The following is a 17,570-nucleotide window of genomic DNA, read 5'->3' as shown; positions in this document are numbered from 1 at the left end:
ATGGCAAAAAAAGTTGAAAAAGTTGTAAAACTTCAAGTAAAGGGAGGCCAAGCAAATCCATCGCCACCGGTAGGACCGGCATTGGGTGCTGCTGGGGTGAACATTATGGAGTTTTGTAAACAGTTTAACGGTCGTACACAAGAGAAGCAAGGTCAAGTTTTGCCGGTTGTTATTACGGTTTATCAAGATAAATCTTTTGATTTCATCGTAAAAACTCCACCGGTTGCAATCCAGTTAATGGATGCTGCGAAGTTGAAAAAAGCTTCAGGTGAACCTAACCGTGTGAAAGTTGCGAACGTTTCTTGGGATCAAGTTAGAGCGATTGCTGAAGACAAGTTACAAGATATGAATTGCTTTACTTTGGAGTCTGCTATGAAAATGGTAGCGGGTACAGCTCGTTCTATGGGTATAACAGTTAAAGGAGGACAAGCTCCCGAGTAAAACCTTAAAAAATTAGAAAATGGCTCAGTTAACAAAGAAGCAAAAGGAAGCACAAGCTAAAGTTGATAAAACAAAGTTGTATACAATTGAAGATGCATCAGCTTTAGTAAAAGAAGTGAACACAGCAAAATTTGACGCATCTGTTGATATTGCTGTTCGTTTAGGAGTAGACCCTAAAAAAGCTAACCAAATGGTTCGTGGTGTGGTTTCATTACCTCACGGAACGGGTAAAGATGTTAAGGTTTTAGCATTGGTTACACCAGATAAAGAAGCAGAAGCAAAAGCAGCTGGTGCTGACTACGTTGGTTTAGACGAGTATTTAGATAAAATTAAAAATGGTTGGACAGATGTTGACGTGATCGTTACCATGCCAGCCGTTATGGGAAAATTAGGTCCATTAGGACGTGTATTAGGTCCAAGAGGATTGATGCCAAACCCTAAAGCTGGAACTGTTACCTTGGAAGTTGGAAAAGCTGTTGCTGATGTAAAAGCTGGTAAAATTGACTTCAAAGTTGACCGTTACGGAATTATTCACGCTGCAATTGGAAAAGTATCTTTCACTCCAGAAATGATCAAAGAAAATGCAGCAGAATTGGTTTCTACTTTAGTAAAGTTAAAACCAACCGCAGCAAAAGGTACTTATATGAGAAGTATTACCCTTTCTTCTACTATGAGTCCGGGTATTCATGTTGATCCTAAAAGTTTAAACGCATAAAAGTAGGTAATTATGGCAATGACAAAAGAACAAAAAGCGCAAATGATCGACGATTTATCTGCGGTGTTAGCAGAGTCGAACATAGTTTACCTTGCTGATATTTCAGGTTTAAACGCGGCGAACACAACCGAATTAAGAAGAGCTTGTAACAAAGGAAATATTTCTTTGAGAGTCGTGAAAAATGCTTTGTTGAAAAAAGCAATGGAGCGTAGCGAAGACAAAGATTTCTCTGGATTATTTGAAGCTTTAGCTGGTAACACAGCTATGATGATCGCTGAAAAAGGAAATGCTCCTGCAAAAGTGATCGAAACTTTCAGAAAAAAATCTGACAAGCCTGTATTAAAAGGTGCATGGATTGAGAATAACGTATATTTAGGTGACGACAAATTGTCAACTTTATCAGCATTGAAGTCTCGCGAAGAGATGATCGCAGATATCGTTGCATTGTTGAAATCTCCAATCCAATCTTTGGTTTCTCAATTGGAAAACAAAGAGAATGCAGAAGGAAAAAAAGAAGAAGTTGCAGCAGAAGCTCCAGCAGTTGAAGAAGCAGCACCAGCTGTAGAAGCGACTGAAGAGGCTCCAGCAGCAGAAGAATCTTCTGAAGCAGCAGACGAAACGCCTGCAACCGAGTAAGAGCTCATATTAAAATCATAGGTGATAAGGTAACTTATCCCAAAACAAAACAAGTTGTAAAACCAAAAAAAAACATTTAAAAATGGCAGATGTTAAAAAATTAGCTGAAGAGTTAGTAAACTTAACAGTTTTAGAAGTAAATGAATTATCTACAATCTTAAAAGACGAATACGGAATTGAACCAGCTGCTGCTGCAGTTGTTGTTGCTGCTGGTGGTGGAGAAGCTGCTGCAGAAGAAAAAACTGAATTCGACGTAATCTTGAAATCTGGAGGTGCTAACAAATTAGCAGTTGTTAAATTGGTTAAAGATTTAACTGGAAAAGGATTGAAAGAAGCGAAAGATTTAGTTGATACTGCACCTCAAGCATTGAAAGAAGGTGTTTCTAAAGACGAAGCTGAAGCATTGAAAACTCAATTAGAGGAAGCTGGTGCTGAAGTTGAAGTAAAATAATTTACTTACGATATAAATTTGAAGGCTGTCACATTGTGACGGCCTTTTTTTATCCATTTTTTATCCTACATTATAGCCTTACATATTCAAATGGAAGGTTCTTCAGTTTTCTTTTTTGATAATGAATCCTATTTTGAAAAGAATCGAATCCCATGATTTTTAAGGTATTATTAAAATCTTTTTGGAGATTTTTAGAAACTTATCAACAAATTTTCCTTAACTTTGCAGTCCTTTTGAGAACATTAATACGTTATATGTAAGTAACTTACTGAAAGTCAACTCTTCCACAAAATGGAAGGGGAATTTTTGTTTGTGCCTACCTGTAAATCTTTCTGTTTTTAAAGGGATATAAAAAATATTTTGCACTACACTGTGAAAAGATATACCAGTGTTGCAGTTAGAAGTATAGAAAACAGAATATAGAAAATAGAACATAGACGAAAGTTAAGAGGTCTTTATTCTATTCTCTATTCTCTAACATCTCTACTTCTGATATTTTTTGGGAAACAAAATATTTTTTTAATCTATTTCTTAACATTTTTATGAGTAAAAAAGAAAACAACGCTCAGGAAAATCAGAGAATCAGTTTTTCATCGACTCGAGTACAGTCCGAATTTCCAGATTTCTTGGACATTCAGATCAAATCATTCGAAGACTTCTTTCAGTTAGAGACTCGTCCTGACCAAAGAGGAAACGAAGGTTTGTACCGTACGTTTGCTGAAAACTTTCCGATTTCCGACACAAGAAATCAATTCGTATTAGAGTTCTTAGACTATTTCGTAGATCCACCGAGATATACGATTGATGAGTGTATTGAAAGAGGACTTACCTACAGTGTTCCTTTGAAAGCCCGTATGAAACTTTTCTGTACGGATCCAGAACACGAGGATTTTGAAACGGTTGTACAAGATGTTTACCTTGGGACAATTCCGTATATGACAGCTTCTGGTTCTTTCATTATCAATGGAGCTGAGCGTGTGATTGTTTCTCAATTACACCGTTCACCAGGGGTGTTCTTCGGTCAGTCTTACCACGCAAACGGTACGAAATTATATTCATCTAGAATTATTCCTTTCAAAGGATCTTGGATTGAATTCGCAACCGACATCAACTCTGTGATGTATGCGTATATCGACCGTAAGAAAAAATTACCTTTGACTACTTTGTTACGTGCGATCGGATACGAAAAAGATAAAGATATCTTGGAGATTTTCGATTTAGCAGAAGAAATCAAAGTTAGCAAAACGACCATCAAAAAAGCGATTGGTAAAAAATTGGCTGCTCGTGTATTGAATACTTGGCACGAAGATTTCGTGGATGAGGATACAGGAGAGGTTGTATCAATCGAGCGTAACGAGATTATCTTGGATCGTGAAACGATTATTGAAAAAGAACACTTAGATCAAATCGTTGATTCTGGTGTGAAATCAATTTTGGTTCACAAAGAAGATAACAACGCTGCAGACTATGCGATTATTCACAATACCCTTCAAAAAGACCCAACCAATACGGAGAAAGAAGCGGTTGAATACATCTACCGTCAGTTGCGTAACGCAGAACCACCAGATGAGGAAACAGCAAGAGGAATCATTGACAAATTATTCTTCTCAGATCAACGTTACTCATTGGGTGAAGTAGGTCGTTATAGATTGAACAAAAAATTAGGGTTAAGTATTTCGGAAGAAATCCAAGTTTTAACCAAAGAAGATATTATTTCGATCATTAAATATTTGATCGAATTGGTGAACTCCAAAGCAGAGGTCGATGATATTGACCACTTGTCAAACCGTCGTGTTAGAACGGTTGGTGAGCAAATGGCTGCACAATTTGGAGTTGGTTTAGCACGTATGGCAAGAACCATCCGTGAAAGAATGAACGTTCGTGACAATGAGGTGTTTACGCCAATTGATTTGATCAATGCCAAAACATTATCATCGGTTATCAACTCATTCTTCGGAACCAACCAGTTATCTCAGTTCATGGACCAAACGAATCCATTGTCAGAGATTACGCACAAACGCCGTTTATCAGCTTTAGGGCCTGGAGGTCTTTCTCGTGAAAGAGCAGGTTTCGAGGTGCGTGACGTTCACTATACGCACTATGGTCGTTTATGTCCGATTGAAACACCAGAGGGACCAAACATTGGTTTGATTTCCTCATTATGTGTGTTTGCGAAAGTAAACAACTTAGGTTTCATCGAAACTCCATACCGTAAGGTAGAAAATGGAAAAGTAATCTTAGATTCTGAACCAATTTTCTTATCAGCTGAAGAAGAAGAAGAAAAAGTAATCGCGCAGGCGAATGCGAAAATTGATGAATCAGGAGCTTTCTTAACAGACCGTGTTACGGCTCGTGAAGATGGTGACTTCCCAGTTGTGGAGCCAGATCAAGTTCAATTAATGGACGTTGCTCCAAACCAGATAGCATCGATTTCTGCATCTTTAATTCCTTTCTTGGAGCATGATGATGCGAACCGTGCGTTAATGGGATCTAACATGATGCGCCAGGCAGTTCCTTTGTTGAAGCCACAAGCTCCAATCGTAGGTACAGGTCTGGAAAGTCAAGTTGCAAAAGATTCTCGTATTTTGATCAATGCAGAAGGAAGCGGAACCATCACCTATGTGGATGCTGACATCGTTTCCATCAAATACGATAGAACAGAAGAGCAAGATTTGGTAAGTTTCGACTCACCAGAAAAAACATACAAATTAACCAAATTCCGTAAAACGAATCAAGGAACGACTATTACCTTGAAACCAATTGTAAAAGTTGGAGACAGAGTAGAGAAAGGTCAAGTTCTTTGTGAAGGATATGCAACGGAAAATGGTGAATTGGCGATCGGACGTAACTTAGTGGTAGCGTTCATGCCTTGGAAAGGATACAACTTTGAGGATGCGATTGTAATCAACGAAAAAGTTGTTCGCGAAGACTGGTTTACTTCAATCCATATTGACGAATATTCATTGGATGTTCGTGATACGAAATTGGGTATGGAGGAATTAACCGCAGATATTCCAAACGTTTCAGAAGAAGCTACCAAAGATTTGGACGAAAACGGTATGATTCGTATCGGTGCTGAAGTGAAACCTGGCGATATTTTGATTGGTAAAATCACACCAAAAGGTGAGTCAGATCCAACTCCAGAAGAAAAATTATTACGTGCCATCTTTGGTGACAAAGCAGGTGACGTAAAAGATGCATCTTTGAAAGCTTCTCCATCGTTAAGAGGAGTTGTTATCGACAAGAAATTATTCTCTAGAAGTATCAAAGACAAGAGAAGAAGATCTCAAGATAAAGCAATCATCGATAGCATTGAAGCGGAATTCCAAAAGAAATTTGACGAATTACGTGAAATCTTATTAGAAAAATTATTCGTTTTATTGGATGGTAAAACTTCTCAAGGAGTATTTAACGACTTGAACGAAGAAGTTATCAAAAAAGGAACAAAATATTCTAAAAAAGCATTGTCATCAGTTGAAGAATACTTGAATTTAACAGGTGCTGATAGTGTTTGGGTTGTGGACGAAGACAAAAACGATCAAGTAAAAGAATTGCTTCACAACTATAAAATCAAGTACAACGATTTGATGGGTGCTCTTAACCGTGAGCGTTTCACCATTTCAGTTGGAGACGAATTACCAGCAGGTATCGTGAAATTGGCTAAAATCTACATCGCTAAGAAACGTAAGTTGAAAGTGGGTGATAAGATGGCAGGTCGTCACGGTAACAAAGGTATCGTATCGAGAATCGTTCGTGACGAAGATATGCCATTCTTAGAAGATGGAACACCAGTAGATATCGTATTGAATCCACTTGGGGTACCATCTCGTATGAACATCGGTCAGATTTTCGAAACCGTATTAGGATGGGCAGGTATGAAATTAGGAAAGAAATTTGCGACACCAATTTTTGATGGAGCAAAAATCGATGAAATCAATGCCTTAACAGACGAAGCAGGTTTACCACGTTACGGAACTACTTACTTGTATGATGGTGGAACAGGAGAACGTTTTGCTCAAAAAGCAACTGTTGGTGTGATCTATATGTTGAAATTAGGACACATGGTTGACGACAAAATGCACTCACGTTCTATTGGACCTTACTCATTGATTACGCAACAACCACTTGGAGGTAAAGCTCAATTTGGTGGACAGCGTTTCGGAGAGATGGAGGTTTGGGCATTGGAAGCTTTCGGTGCATCAAACATCTTACGCGAGATCTTAACTGTAAAATCAGACGACGTTATCGGAAGAGCGAAAACTTACGAGTCAATCGTGAAAGGAGAGCCAATGCCGGAACCAGGAATTCCGGAATCGTTCAACGTATTGTTGCATGAATTACAAGGTCTGGGATTAGACATAAGTTTAGAAGAATAAATTAGAATATTTGTTTAAAGTTTAAAGTCCAATGTTTAAGGTTAATTGCTTCGCAATTTTCACAGAATATAAAACTTGAAACTTTAAACCTTAAACTTTAAACGATATATAATATGTCAGCAAAAAATAAAACAAGTAAATTTTCAAAAATCCGTATCGGGTTAGCTTCTCCTGAATCGATTCTTCAAGAGTCGAGAGGTGAAGTTTTAAAACCTGAAACGATTAACTATAGAACCCACAAACCAGAACGTGATGGTCTGTTTTGTGAAAGAATCTTCGGACCTGTAAAAGATTACGAATGTGCCTGTGGAAAATACAAACGTATCCGTTATAAAGGAATTGTTTGTGACCGTTGTGGTGTTGAAGTAACAGAGAAGAAAGTTCGTCGTGAAAGAATTGGACACATCAATTTGGTTGTTCCAGTTGCTCACATTTGGTATTTCCGTTCTTTACCAAACAAAATCGGATACGTTTTAGGAATGCCGTCTAAGAAATTAGACATGGTAATCTATTACGAACGTTACGTGGTTATCCAACCAGGTTTAGCAAAAGCTCCAGAAGGAGGTGAGTTGACTCGTTTGGATTTCTTGACAGAGGAAGAATATTTGGATATCTTGGAAACTCTTCCAGCAGATAACCAATATTTGGAAGACACCGATCCGAACAAATTCATCGCGAAAATGGGTGCAGAAGCTTTAGAAGAATTATTAAAGCGTACCAATTTAGATGATTTATCGTACGAATTACGTCACAAAGCACACAACGAAACTTCTAAACAAAGAAGAACCGAAGCTTTAAAACGTTTACAAGTAGTAGAATCATTACGTGAATCTAACGTTGATCACGTAAACCGTCCAGAATGGATGGTGATGAGAGTAATTCCAGTTATTCCACCAGAATTACGTCCATTGGTTCCTCTAGATGGAGGTCGTTTTGCGACATCTGACTTAAACGATTTGTACCGTCGTGTAATCATCCGTAACAACCGTTTGAAAAGATTGATGGAGATCAAAGCTCCTGAAGTTATCTTACGTAACGAGAAACGTATGTTGCAAGAATCTGTCGATTCATTGTTTGACAACACGCGTAAAGCCTCTGCAGTAAAAGCAGACGGTAATCGTCCATTGAAATCATTGTCAGATTCATTGAAAGGTAAACAAGGTCGTTTCCGTCAAAACTTATTAGGAAAACGTGTGGATTATTCTGCTCGTTCGGTAATTGTCGTTGGACCAAGTTTGAAATTATACGAATGTGGATTGCCAAAAGATATGGCAGCCGAATTATACAAACCATTCATCGTTCGTAAATTAATCGAAAGAGGAATCGTTAAAACGGTAAAATCTGCAAAGAAAATTATCGATAGAAAAGAACCAGTTGTTTGGGATATCTTAGAAAATGTATTGAAAGGACACCCAGTTTTATTGAACCGTGCTCCTACGTTACACCGTTTGGGTATTCAAGCTTTCCAACCCAAATTAATTGAAGGAAAAGCAATCCAATTACACCCATTGGTGTGTACAGCATTCAACGCTGACTTCGATGGTGACCAGATGGCTGTTCACTTACCATTAGGACCAGAAGCGATTTTGGAAGCGCAATTATTGATGTTGGCTTCTCAAAACATTTTGAACCCTGCAAATGGATCTCCAATTACCGTACCTTCTCAGGACATGGTCTTGGGTCTATATTACATGACCAAAGCTCGTCCAACAGCAAAAGGTTCTGGAATTACGTTCTATTCAGCTGAAGAAGTTGAAATCGCTTACAATGAGAAAGCAGTTGATTTAAATGCTGTAATCAAATTGAAAGCAAATGTTCGTAAAGGAGAAGAATTGGTAGAAGAATACATTGAAACGACTGTTGGACGTGTATTATTCAACCAAATCGTTCCAGAACAAGTTGGTTACGTAAACGAAGTATTGACCAAAAAGTCATTACGTACGATTATCAACAACATTTTGAAAATTACGGACTTCCCTACAACAGCAGCTTTCTTGGATCAAATGAAAGATCTTGGATTTAAAAATGCATTTGAAGGAGGATTGTCATTTAGTTTAGGGGATATCTTGATTCCAGATCAGAAAAAAGATTTGATTTCTGATGCAATCAATCAAGTTGAGAATATCAAGATGAACTATAACATGGGTCTTATCACCAACAACGAACGTTACAACCAAGTAATTGATGTTTGGACAAATACCAACGCAACATTAACCGAAATTGTAATGAAGCGTATGACGGAAGACCAAGAAGGATTCAACTCAGTTTACATGATGCTTGACTCTGGGGCGCGTGGTTCGAAAGAGCAGATTCGTCAGTTGTCAGGTATGCGTGGATTGATGGCGAAACCACAAAAAGCAGGTTCATCTGGAGGGGAAATTATTGAAAACCCGATTGTCTCTAACTTCCGTGAGGGATTATCGATCTTGGAATACTTTATCTCGACCCACGGTGCTCGTAAAGGTTTGGCGGATACCGCTTTGAAAACAGCCGATGCGGGGTACTTGACTCGTCGTTTGGTTGACGTTGCACAAGACGTAATCGTGATGGAAGAAGATTGTGGTACATTGAGAGGTATTGAAGCAACTGCTTTAAAGAAAAACGAAGAAATCGTGGAAACATTGGCTTCTCGTATCTTAGGTCGTTCTTCATTGCACGATGTATACAACATGGATACAGGTGAGAAATTGCTTTCTGCTGATGAAATCATTACTGAGGACAAAGCTGAAGCAGTTGAAAAAGCTGGAGTTGAAATGGTTGAAGTACGTTCACCATTGACTTGTGAAGCGAAAACCGGTATCTGTACAACTTGTTATGGACGTAACCTTTCAACAGGTAAAAAAGTTCAAAAAGGTGAAGCAGTTGGAGTTGTTGCAGCTCAATCAATTGGAGAGCCTGGAACGCAGTTAACACTTCGTACTTTCCACGTTGGGGGTACTGCAGGTAACGTTTCTGAGCAGTCTTCATTGATTGCAAAAGCAAACGGACGTGTTGAATTTGAAGATTTAAGAACGGTTAAATCAGAAGATGAATTCGGAAATCCAGCAGACGTTGTAATTTCTCGTTCAACTGAGATGAAATTGATTGATGCTGACGGAAACGTTCGTATGACCAATAACATCGCGTATGGTTCTATCTTGAAAGTTGCAGATGGTCAACAAGTAACAAAAGGTGATGTAATCGCATCTTGGGACCCATATAACGGGGTTATTATTGCAGAATCTGCAGGTAAAGTTGAATACGAAAACATCGAACAAGGGGTTACTTTCCAATTGGAAATTGACGAACAAACAGGTTTCCAAGAAAAAGTTATCTCTGAATCTCGTAACAAGAAATTGATTCCTACCTTAAAAGTGATGATCACTGGCGGAGAGGAGAAAAACTACAACTTACCAGTTGGAGCTCACTTAATCGTTAACGACGGTGAGAAAATTAAAGCCGGTAAGATTTTAGTGAAAATCCCTCGTCGTTCTGCAAAAGCAGGGGATATTACAGGAGGTTTACCACGTGTAACCGAATTATTCGAAGCACGTAATCCTTCTAACCCAGCAGTTGTAGCAGAAATCGATGGTGTGGTTTCATTTGGTAAAATCAAGCGTGGTAACCGCGAGATCATCGTGGAATCAAAAACAGGTGAAGTAACCAAATACTTGGTGAAATTGTCAAATCAGATCTTGGTTCAAGAAAATGACTTCATCCGTGCAGGTATGCCATTGTCAGATGGTGCAATTACACCAGAAGATATTTTGAAAATCAAAGGGCCTACAGCAGTTCAAGAATACTTAGTAAACGAAATCCAAGAGGTTTACCGTTTACAAGGGGTAAAAATTGATGACAAACACTTCGAAATTATCGTTCGTCAGATGATGAGAAAAGTTCGAATTGTGGAATCAGGTGATACTCGTTTCTTAGAAGATAGCTTGGAACACAAAGATGATTTCATCGAAGAAAACAACCGTATTTTCGGAATGAAAGTCGTAGAAGATGGTGGGGATAGCGACAGCTTGAAACCAGGTCAGATTATTACGGCTCGTGAATTACGTGATGAAAATTCGAGATTGAAACGTGAAGATAAAAACTTAGTTACGGCAAGAGATGCAATGCCAGCAACGGCTGAGCCTATCTTACAAGGAATTACAAGAGCTTCACTTCAAACGAAATCATTCATGTCGGCTGCTTCCTTCCAAGAAACAACCAAAGTATTGAACGAAGCTGCAGTAGCAGGAAAAGTAGACGACTTAAACGGATTGAAAGAAAACGTTATCGTTGGTCACTTGATCCCTGCTGGAACTGGATTGAAAGAATACCAATCCATCATTGTAGGTTCCAATAGAGAATATGAAGAATTAGTTAGCGCAAAATCAGTTTTATAATGAACGAAGAAAAGAAAAACATAGACATTGAAATCAATGATCAGACGGCAGAAGGGATTTACTCAAACCTTGCTGTAATCAACCATTCACCATCTGAATTTGTTGTTGATTTCATTCAATTAATGCCAGGTGTACCAAAAGCGAAAGTTAAGTCAAGAATCATTTTGACGCCTCAACACGCAAAACGTTTGGCTGGTGCTTTGATTGAAAACGTAAATCGTTTTGAATCTCAATTCGGAGAAATCAAAGATGCGCAACAAGCATCTATGCCAATGAACTTTGGCCCTCCGGGTGAAGCTTAATTGCAAAGAAGTATTCAAGTAATACATAAACGAAACCGCCTCCATTGAGGCGGTTTTTTTTTATCTCTAAGGGAATACCCCGAAATGAAAATCCGAAGTATCCCTTAAAAAATCCGAATTCTAACATTGGATATTTGTAAAGCTTTTAGAGGATGAATCTAAATAGTTTCGAGCAAGTCTTGAGTAATATTTACTAATAGATGATGATTAACAATTAATACTAAATACCAAATGAAAACGAAACAACTGCTAATTGTATGGATTGGAATACTTTTATTTTCTTGTTCAGATAATGCCAAAACAGCCAACAATACCCAAGAAAATTTAGATGTAAATTCTGTTGTTGGAAATAGCAAAAATTTAGATCCAGAAGCCAAAGGAGGAAACAAGTGTTTACTTGGTTATGGGTCAAAATTAGATGAATTATTGACCTTAGATGAAGTTGTTTCATTGACAGGATTTTCAAAGGATATAGCGGAAGTTGATGTAGAACAGACTTCAAAAAATCCTTTGTTCAACTACGCTCGGTATAAATTCTCCAATAAAAGAACCGAAAAGATAGGTAGTTATAATATCTTAACGGAAGTATCCGATTTTGTCTCTGTTCGAAACTTGGACGAAATGTCTATGAAACAATTTGATTTTGAGTACAAAGCCATCACACAAGAAGAGTTAGATGATCTCAATCAGGTTACCGATGATTTAATTGACGGGAAAATTGAAAATTCTGACGTAGAAGATGCCGTGAAACAAGCAGAAAATGCGGGTGTAAACAAAGAAAACATGAAGAAAACATCGGGTGCTATCACAGGATTGTTCAAAGAAGTTTCGGAAGGTTACCGAAATGTTGAAGGATTGGGAGATGCCGCACGATGGAATGTCGTGACCAATGAATTAGCCGTTATTTCCAATGGGGTCAAATTTGACGTACAAGTTGAAATCAGCAAAGACACAGAAAAAAACAAAGAATTAGCTATCAAATTTGCCCAATTAATTCTTAAAAAATGCTCCTAATATATTAGTTTTTTCATTTAATTATAGTTTTTATAATTAACGAAACTCCTTTTCTAAAAAGGAGTTTTTTTATTTTCCTTTTTAAATCTTCTCTTGTATCTTTAGGTTTCAATTGACACACAATGAAGACTTTATTTTTAATGCTCGGAATCCTTGTTTATCTAGGTGTTTCCCAAGCCCAATCCTATACGCCTATGCTTGACAATCAAAACGAATGGCAGGTTTTGAGTTGTTATGGAGATGATTGTTTCAAAGATGTTTATTACACCAATGGTGATACGATTGTGAATGGTCAAAATCATAAGATATTGGATGGCTATCACTATATTTCTCGAACATTCTTATTAAGAGAAGAACTTAGTTCAAAAAAAGTTTATTTAAAGACTCATATCAATAACCAACAAAATGAATATCTTTTGTATAATTTTTCAATGCAAGAAGGAGATTCTATCGAAATGAAAAATCCCATTACGCCATTTCCAGAAGATGGAGGATTTTATACCTTGGATTCCATTAGACCACGCCCGATTTTACATGATCATATGGCGAAATTCTACTTTTTTTCGCCTTCAGTTTCCAATCAAAATGAAATTCAGACCAAACCTATTTGGGTAGAAGGAGTGGGTTCATTGTCATTGGTAACTGCGCCTGGTGGTCATCCCAATTATTTTGGTGTAGGACAAGTCTCTTGTTTTTTTAAAAATGGAAGTTTGTTTTATTTTGACGGTGATATGCAAGATTCTTGTGATGCGGTTATGAAAAATGTAGAAATGAATAATTTGTTGGAGACGAAATTTTATGTAGCCAATTCAATAGGACATTTGCAAACAAACATTCCCATTCAATCTTTGGATTTATTTAGTTCGCAAGGGCAATTAATTCGTCAAGAATCAATCGGTAATAAAACTCAATATCAAGTCGATTTTAAAAATCTTCCCACTGGGATTTATATTCTTCGAGTAAAATCAATTCAGAATCAGATGAAATCGATCAAATTCATTTTGCAATAGGGCAAATAAATTTGAATTTAGTAGATTTGTGCAACTAAACGAAAAATCTCTATGGCAGATTATAAATTGATATTACCCGCAATGGGTGAAGGCGTTATGGAAGCTACCGTCATCAACTGGTTGAAAAATGTTGGGGATATGATTCAAGAAGACGAATCTGTAGTGGAAATCGCTACCGATAAAGTGGATTCAGATGTTCCTTCGCCGGTTGCTGGAAAACTAAAAGAAATTTTGGTAAATGTAGATGGAATTGCCAAAATTGGGGAACCAATTGCAATTCTAGAAATTGAAGGTGAAGGTACCGATACGAATTCAGCTCCTCAAGCTAATACTGAAACTAGTGCTCCAGTAGAACAAACAGTTGTAGCGGAATTAGAAAAACCATTGCAAGCGACAGCATCAATTGATACAAGTTCGTCTGAAAAATTTTATAGTCCTTTGGTGAAATCAATTGCGCAAGCGGAAGGAATTTCTGTTGCCGAATTAGATGCTATTCAAGGTTCTGGATTGGAAGGTCGAGTAACCAAGGAAGATATTTTGAAATTTGTAGAAGATAAAAAATCAGGTAAAGTTGCGCCAGCTCCAGCTGCTGCTTCAGCGCCGATTGCTCAACCTCAAGCTGCTCCAGTTTCTATTTCGGGTGGTGATGAAATCATCGAAATGGATAGAATGCGTAAAATCATTGCGCAAAATATGGTTTCAGCGAAACAAATCGCTCCTCACGTGACCTCATTTATCGAGGCCGATGTGACAAACATTGTTTTATGGAGAGAGAAGAATAAGGATACTTTCCTAAAGAAAAACGGTGAGAAGATTACTTTCATGCCGATTTTCATTGAAGCGATTGCGAAGGCGATCAAAGATTTTCCAATGATCAATGTTTCGGTGAATGGAGATCAAATCATCAAAAAGAAAAACATCAACATTGGGATGGCTGCTGCTTTGCCTTCTGGAAATTTAATTGTTCCAGTAATCAAAAATGCAGATCAATATAGTTTAGCTGGATTGGCAAAACAAGTCAATGATTTAGCCAATAGAGCTCGTCAAAACAAATTGAAACCAGACGAAATTCAAGGTGGAACCTATACGATTACCAACATTGGAAGTTTTGGAAATACCTTAGGAACACCTATCATCCCTCAACCTCAAGTGGCTATTTTAGCTGTTGGAGCGATTATTAAGAAACCAGCTGTCATTGAAACTCCGCAAGGAGATGTGATTGCAATTCGTCACAAAATGTATTTGTCTCATGCCTACGATCATAGAGTTGTGGACGGAGCATTGGGAGGAATGTTTGTACAGCGCGTTGCGCAATATTTAGAAGCTTTTGATATGAATACCGCAGTTTAAGGTAATTCCATCAATTCGTATAAAAAAAGCTATCTCAAACGAGATAGCTTTTTTGTTTCTACCCTTTTGAGGTAGTATGAAAATGGAATTTAGTTCTTAATAAATTTCGAATGTTTCTTTTTCCCATCTTGGATAAACGAAATCACATAGGTTCCTTTGTTCAAAGATTGAACATTGATTTTTCCAGATGAAGCATCACCTTTCATTAGCAAAGCACCCGATAAATCTCTAATTTCAAAGGAAGCATTCTTGGTGCTTTCCGTTTTAATGTTCAAGATGTCTTTTGTAGGATTTGGATAAACCGCAAATGCCAATTGATCTAAATCTGTTACGCCCATTTGATGCTCACCTTCCACAATATGTAAGGTAGAATTGATCTGAGGATGAAGAATGGTATCCACGATTCCAGAAGGCCAACGTACGATGATTTTTTCAATCTGTGTATCTGTTCCAATTCCAAAATGAGTATTCAAGGTGCTCATAAAAGCAAATCCTTCACCCGATCGAACATCTCTGATTTGTTTTCCCAATTCACTATACAATTCAATTCTGGCACCAATGCCATTGGTATTACTTTCGGTTCCTTTGGTAGTGATTTTGATCCAATTGTTGTTATTTCCTTGATTGTAATAAATGGTTCCAAACGCAAATGCATCGATAAATCCATCATTGTTTAAATCGCCAAATGAAGCATCAGAAAATGGAGCATCTGCAGGAGTGAAGGTCATATCACCGTTTCCGTAAAAGATTAAATTGCTGTTTCCGGCAACATCAAGAAACCCATCGTTATCGAAATCATAGGCTATGTGTTCACGGCTTTTTCCGTCGAAATTGTCAAATCCAGAACCAGCAGTAACATCGGTAAAGGTTCCATCACCATTGTTTCGCATCAATTCATGGCTACCAGGATTGGATTGCATATAGGCGTTGATTCCATTGAAAAGATCTAACCAACCGTCGTTATTAAAGTCTCCCCATGCAGTAGACCAATTCTCAGAAGAACTATCCAAATTTGCTTCTGGTGCAACATTGGTAAAAGTTCCATCTCCATTGTTTCGAAGCAATTCATTGATTCTTTTTTCTGGTGTACTTCCACATTTGGCAATGAACAAATCCATCAATCCATCGTTGTTGTAATCCACCCAAATTGATCCATAATGACCACCTTGTGAATGGTCACCTAAACCACCTTGGTGATAAACCGGAACATTGTTTTCATTGATGTAATAAACACTTGGAGCAACATCGTGACACATATACGCATCAAGATTACCATCGTTGTTAATGTCAATAAAATTTCCTCTTTGCGAAAAAACATATTGATTGCCATATACGATATTGTATCCCATAGAACTTGAAAAGTCCGAAATGGCGAAAGCTACACCGCTACCACTACCATACATTAAATCATTATAACCGTCACCATTAAAATCACCCGCAGTCAATGACCATCCAGGCATATAAGGTGAATTGCTCGTAATATGTTCTTTCAAGGTAAAGGTGTCATCTTCATTTTGTTGATTGATGTATATTCTATTGGACGAAACGGCTACTATATCATCTAAATAGTCTCCATTCATATCCACCACGCACATTTTGTGCTGGCCAGGCATCGAAATGCCTTGTGATGTGAAAGTTACTTGCGCTCCTACTAAACTGGAAGCTACAAGCAACGATAATAAAATTTTTCTCATGTTTTGTCTGTTAATTAATTGCAATCCCCTTGCAAGGATAGAATCCACTGTTCTGTTAATGTAATCGCTTCCTCGTGTTGCAATGATCTACCCATCATTGGCATACGAATGTTTTCTTCGGTTGATTTGATGCGTTGGTACATATTCGAAGAAATAGGGTCTCCAGGTTTAACGATATGGGTTACGGGAACTCCCACAAACCCACTAATGTCTATATTGGGTTCAATACAAAGTCCTAATTGGGAAGGATCTTGCGTTGCTGTAAATGTCAAATTGATGGGTAAGTAATTGCAATGACCCGTTTCATTGTGGCAATGTGCACAATTAATATCGGCATATGAACGAAAACGGTCATTCAAAGGTTTGGATGCATCTTGATAATCCACCATAGAATTGATATTTGCAGGCGTTCCTAAATCCAAATATCCAAAATCCTCCCATTTATCAATTTGGTTATGAGTTCCATCTGCATAATTCAAATTGAAATTCAAATTTTGTGGTTTAGGTCCTATTGGGATCGCATGTTCTGCTGTTTTATGACAAGTCATACATTCTGCCGAAGAAGGAATTCGGTAAAATACATTTTTGGTTTGACCATTGTGACTGAATTCAAGGTCAACGAAACTTCCTTCTAAATCAAAAACGGCTTCTGTTTGTTCATTGTTCCAAACATAATTGGCAAAAATCCATTCAGATCCTTTTTTGATAATCAATCTCGTTTCAATGATTTTTTTGGTGTTGCTAGGAAGTATATTTTGATAATAAAAGTTTTTTACCAAAATGGTTCCCGATGGGAAATTAAAAATCTGCCCATCTCCATTGTAAGATGCTTTTGCTCCTTCTGGCATCCAAACAAATCTAGTTTTAGATGCATAATCTGTAAATAATTCCGAAGCTGGTTTAAAAGGTAAAACTCCATAGACCGGATCCAAATTATTCATCGGCGATTTAAAAAGATTGTAATCTGATAATTTTGGATACGGCATAGCATCCAAATTGTAATTTACAGGAGATACTTCTGTTGCCTCTCCATCATCTGTCGGTCCTGGATCATTGTCAGATGAACAACCAATTATCAACAATAATCCTAGAACAAATAAAAATTTGCTCAAATTTAATACGTATAATTTCCTCATTTCCTCTTGTGTTGCACGAATTTAATTAAAAATATGATACATATCAGTAATAATTTTAACATTTAGACAAGA

Annotated in this window: 12 protein-coding genes; 10 read left to right on the top strand and 2 right to left on the bottom strand. The window is 37.6% G+C overall.

Annotated elements, in window-relative coordinates:
• The 10 genes from rplK to ABID46_RS02665 all read left to right on the top strand — a co-directional run bounded on the left by rplK (nt 1) and on the right by ABID46_RS02665 (nt 14,668).
• Entirely contained in the window at nt 1-441 is a 441-nt protein-coding gene (rplK, locus tag ABID46_RS02710; protein WP_354506816.1) for a 50S ribosomal protein L11, read from the top strand.
• Between the two features lie 19 nt (nt 442-460).
• Nucleotides 461-1,156 carry a 50S ribosomal protein L1 gene (gene rplA, locus ABID46_RS02705; protein WP_354506814.1) on the top strand — a complete coding sequence of 232 codons (696 nt, stop codon included), beginning with the start codon at nt 461-463 and terminating at the stop codon, nt 1,154-1,156.
• 12 nt (nt 1,157-1,168) lie between these two features.
• A complete protein-coding gene (rplJ, locus tag ABID46_RS02700; RefSeq protein WP_354506812.1) occupies nt 1,169-1,792 on the top strand; it encodes a 50S ribosomal protein L10 in 624 nt (207 codons plus the stop codon).
• An 82-nt stretch (nt 1,793-1,874) separates the two neighbouring features.
• Nucleotides 1,875-2,243, top strand: a complete 369-nt coding sequence (gene rplL / locus ABID46_RS02695; protein ID WP_354506810.1) for a 50S ribosomal protein L7/L12 — start codon at nt 1,875-1,877, stop codon at nt 2,241-2,243.
• Between the two features lie 542 nt (nt 2,244-2,785).
• Nucleotides 2,786-6,619 carry a DNA-directed RNA polymerase subunit beta gene (gene rpoB / locus ABID46_RS02690; protein WP_354506808.1) on the top strand — a complete coding sequence of 1,278 codons (3,834 nt, stop codon included), beginning with the start codon at nt 2,786-2,788 and terminating at the stop codon, nt 6,617-6,619.
• A gap of 113 nt (nt 6,620-6,732) precedes the next feature.
• The gene (gene rpoC, locus ABID46_RS02685) at nt 6,733-10,992 is read left to right on the top strand and encodes a DNA-directed RNA polymerase subunit beta' (RefSeq protein ID WP_354506806.1); all 4,260 of its coding nucleotides are present in this window, start codon (nt 6,733-6,735) and stop codon (nt 10,990-10,992) included.
• Nucleotides 10,992-11,294 carry a DUF3467 domain-containing protein gene (locus ABID46_RS02680; RefSeq protein ID WP_354506804.1) on the top strand — a complete coding sequence of 101 codons (303 nt, stop codon included), beginning with the start codon at nt 10,992-10,994 and terminating at the stop codon, nt 11,292-11,294. Before rpoC ends, ABID46_RS02680 begins: the two co-directional genes overlap by 1 nt.
• A gap of 231 nt (nt 11,295-11,525) precedes the next feature.
• Nucleotides 11,526-12,308, top strand: a complete 783-nt coding sequence (locus ABID46_RS02675; protein WP_354506802.1) for a hypothetical protein — start codon at nt 11,526-11,528, stop codon at nt 12,306-12,308.
• A gap of 122 nt (nt 12,309-12,430) precedes the next feature.
• Nucleotides 12,431-13,318 carry a T9SS type A sorting domain-containing protein gene (locus ABID46_RS02670; protein WP_354506800.1) on the top strand — a complete coding sequence of 296 codons (888 nt, stop codon included), beginning with the start codon at nt 12,431-12,433 and terminating at the stop codon, nt 13,316-13,318.
• 51 nt (nt 13,319-13,369) lie between these two features.
• Nucleotides 13,370-14,668 carry a dihydrolipoamide acetyltransferase family protein gene (locus ABID46_RS02665; RefSeq protein ID WP_354506798.1) on the top strand — a complete coding sequence of 433 codons (1,299 nt, stop codon included), beginning with the start codon at nt 13,370-13,372 and terminating at the stop codon, nt 14,666-14,668.
• Nucleotides 14,669-14,757: 89 nt separating this feature from the next.
• Here the strand turns inward: ABID46_RS02665 and ABID46_RS02660 are convergent, their stop codons facing one another.
• A complete protein-coding gene (locus ABID46_RS02660; RefSeq protein ID WP_354506796.1) occupies nt 14,758-16,362 on the bottom strand; it encodes an FG-GAP-like repeat-containing protein in 1,605 nt (534 codons plus the stop codon).
• Between the two features lie 14 nt (nt 16,363-16,376).
• Complete coding sequence (locus ABID46_RS02655; protein ID WP_354506794.1) at nt 16,377-17,498, bottom strand: hypothetical protein; 1,122 nt, start codon at nt 17,496-17,498, stop codon at nt 16,377-16,379.
• Between the last annotated feature and the right edge of the window lie 72 nt (nt 17,499-17,570).

It is taken from the genome of Moheibacter stercoris (assembly GCF_040545805.1).
Lineage (GTDB): Bacteria > Bacteroidota > Bacteroidia > Flavobacteriales > Weeksellaceae > Moheibacter > Moheibacter stercoris.
The sequence above is the reverse complement of the archived record's forward strand: the minus strand, read 5'-3'. Positions and strand labels throughout refer to the sequence as shown.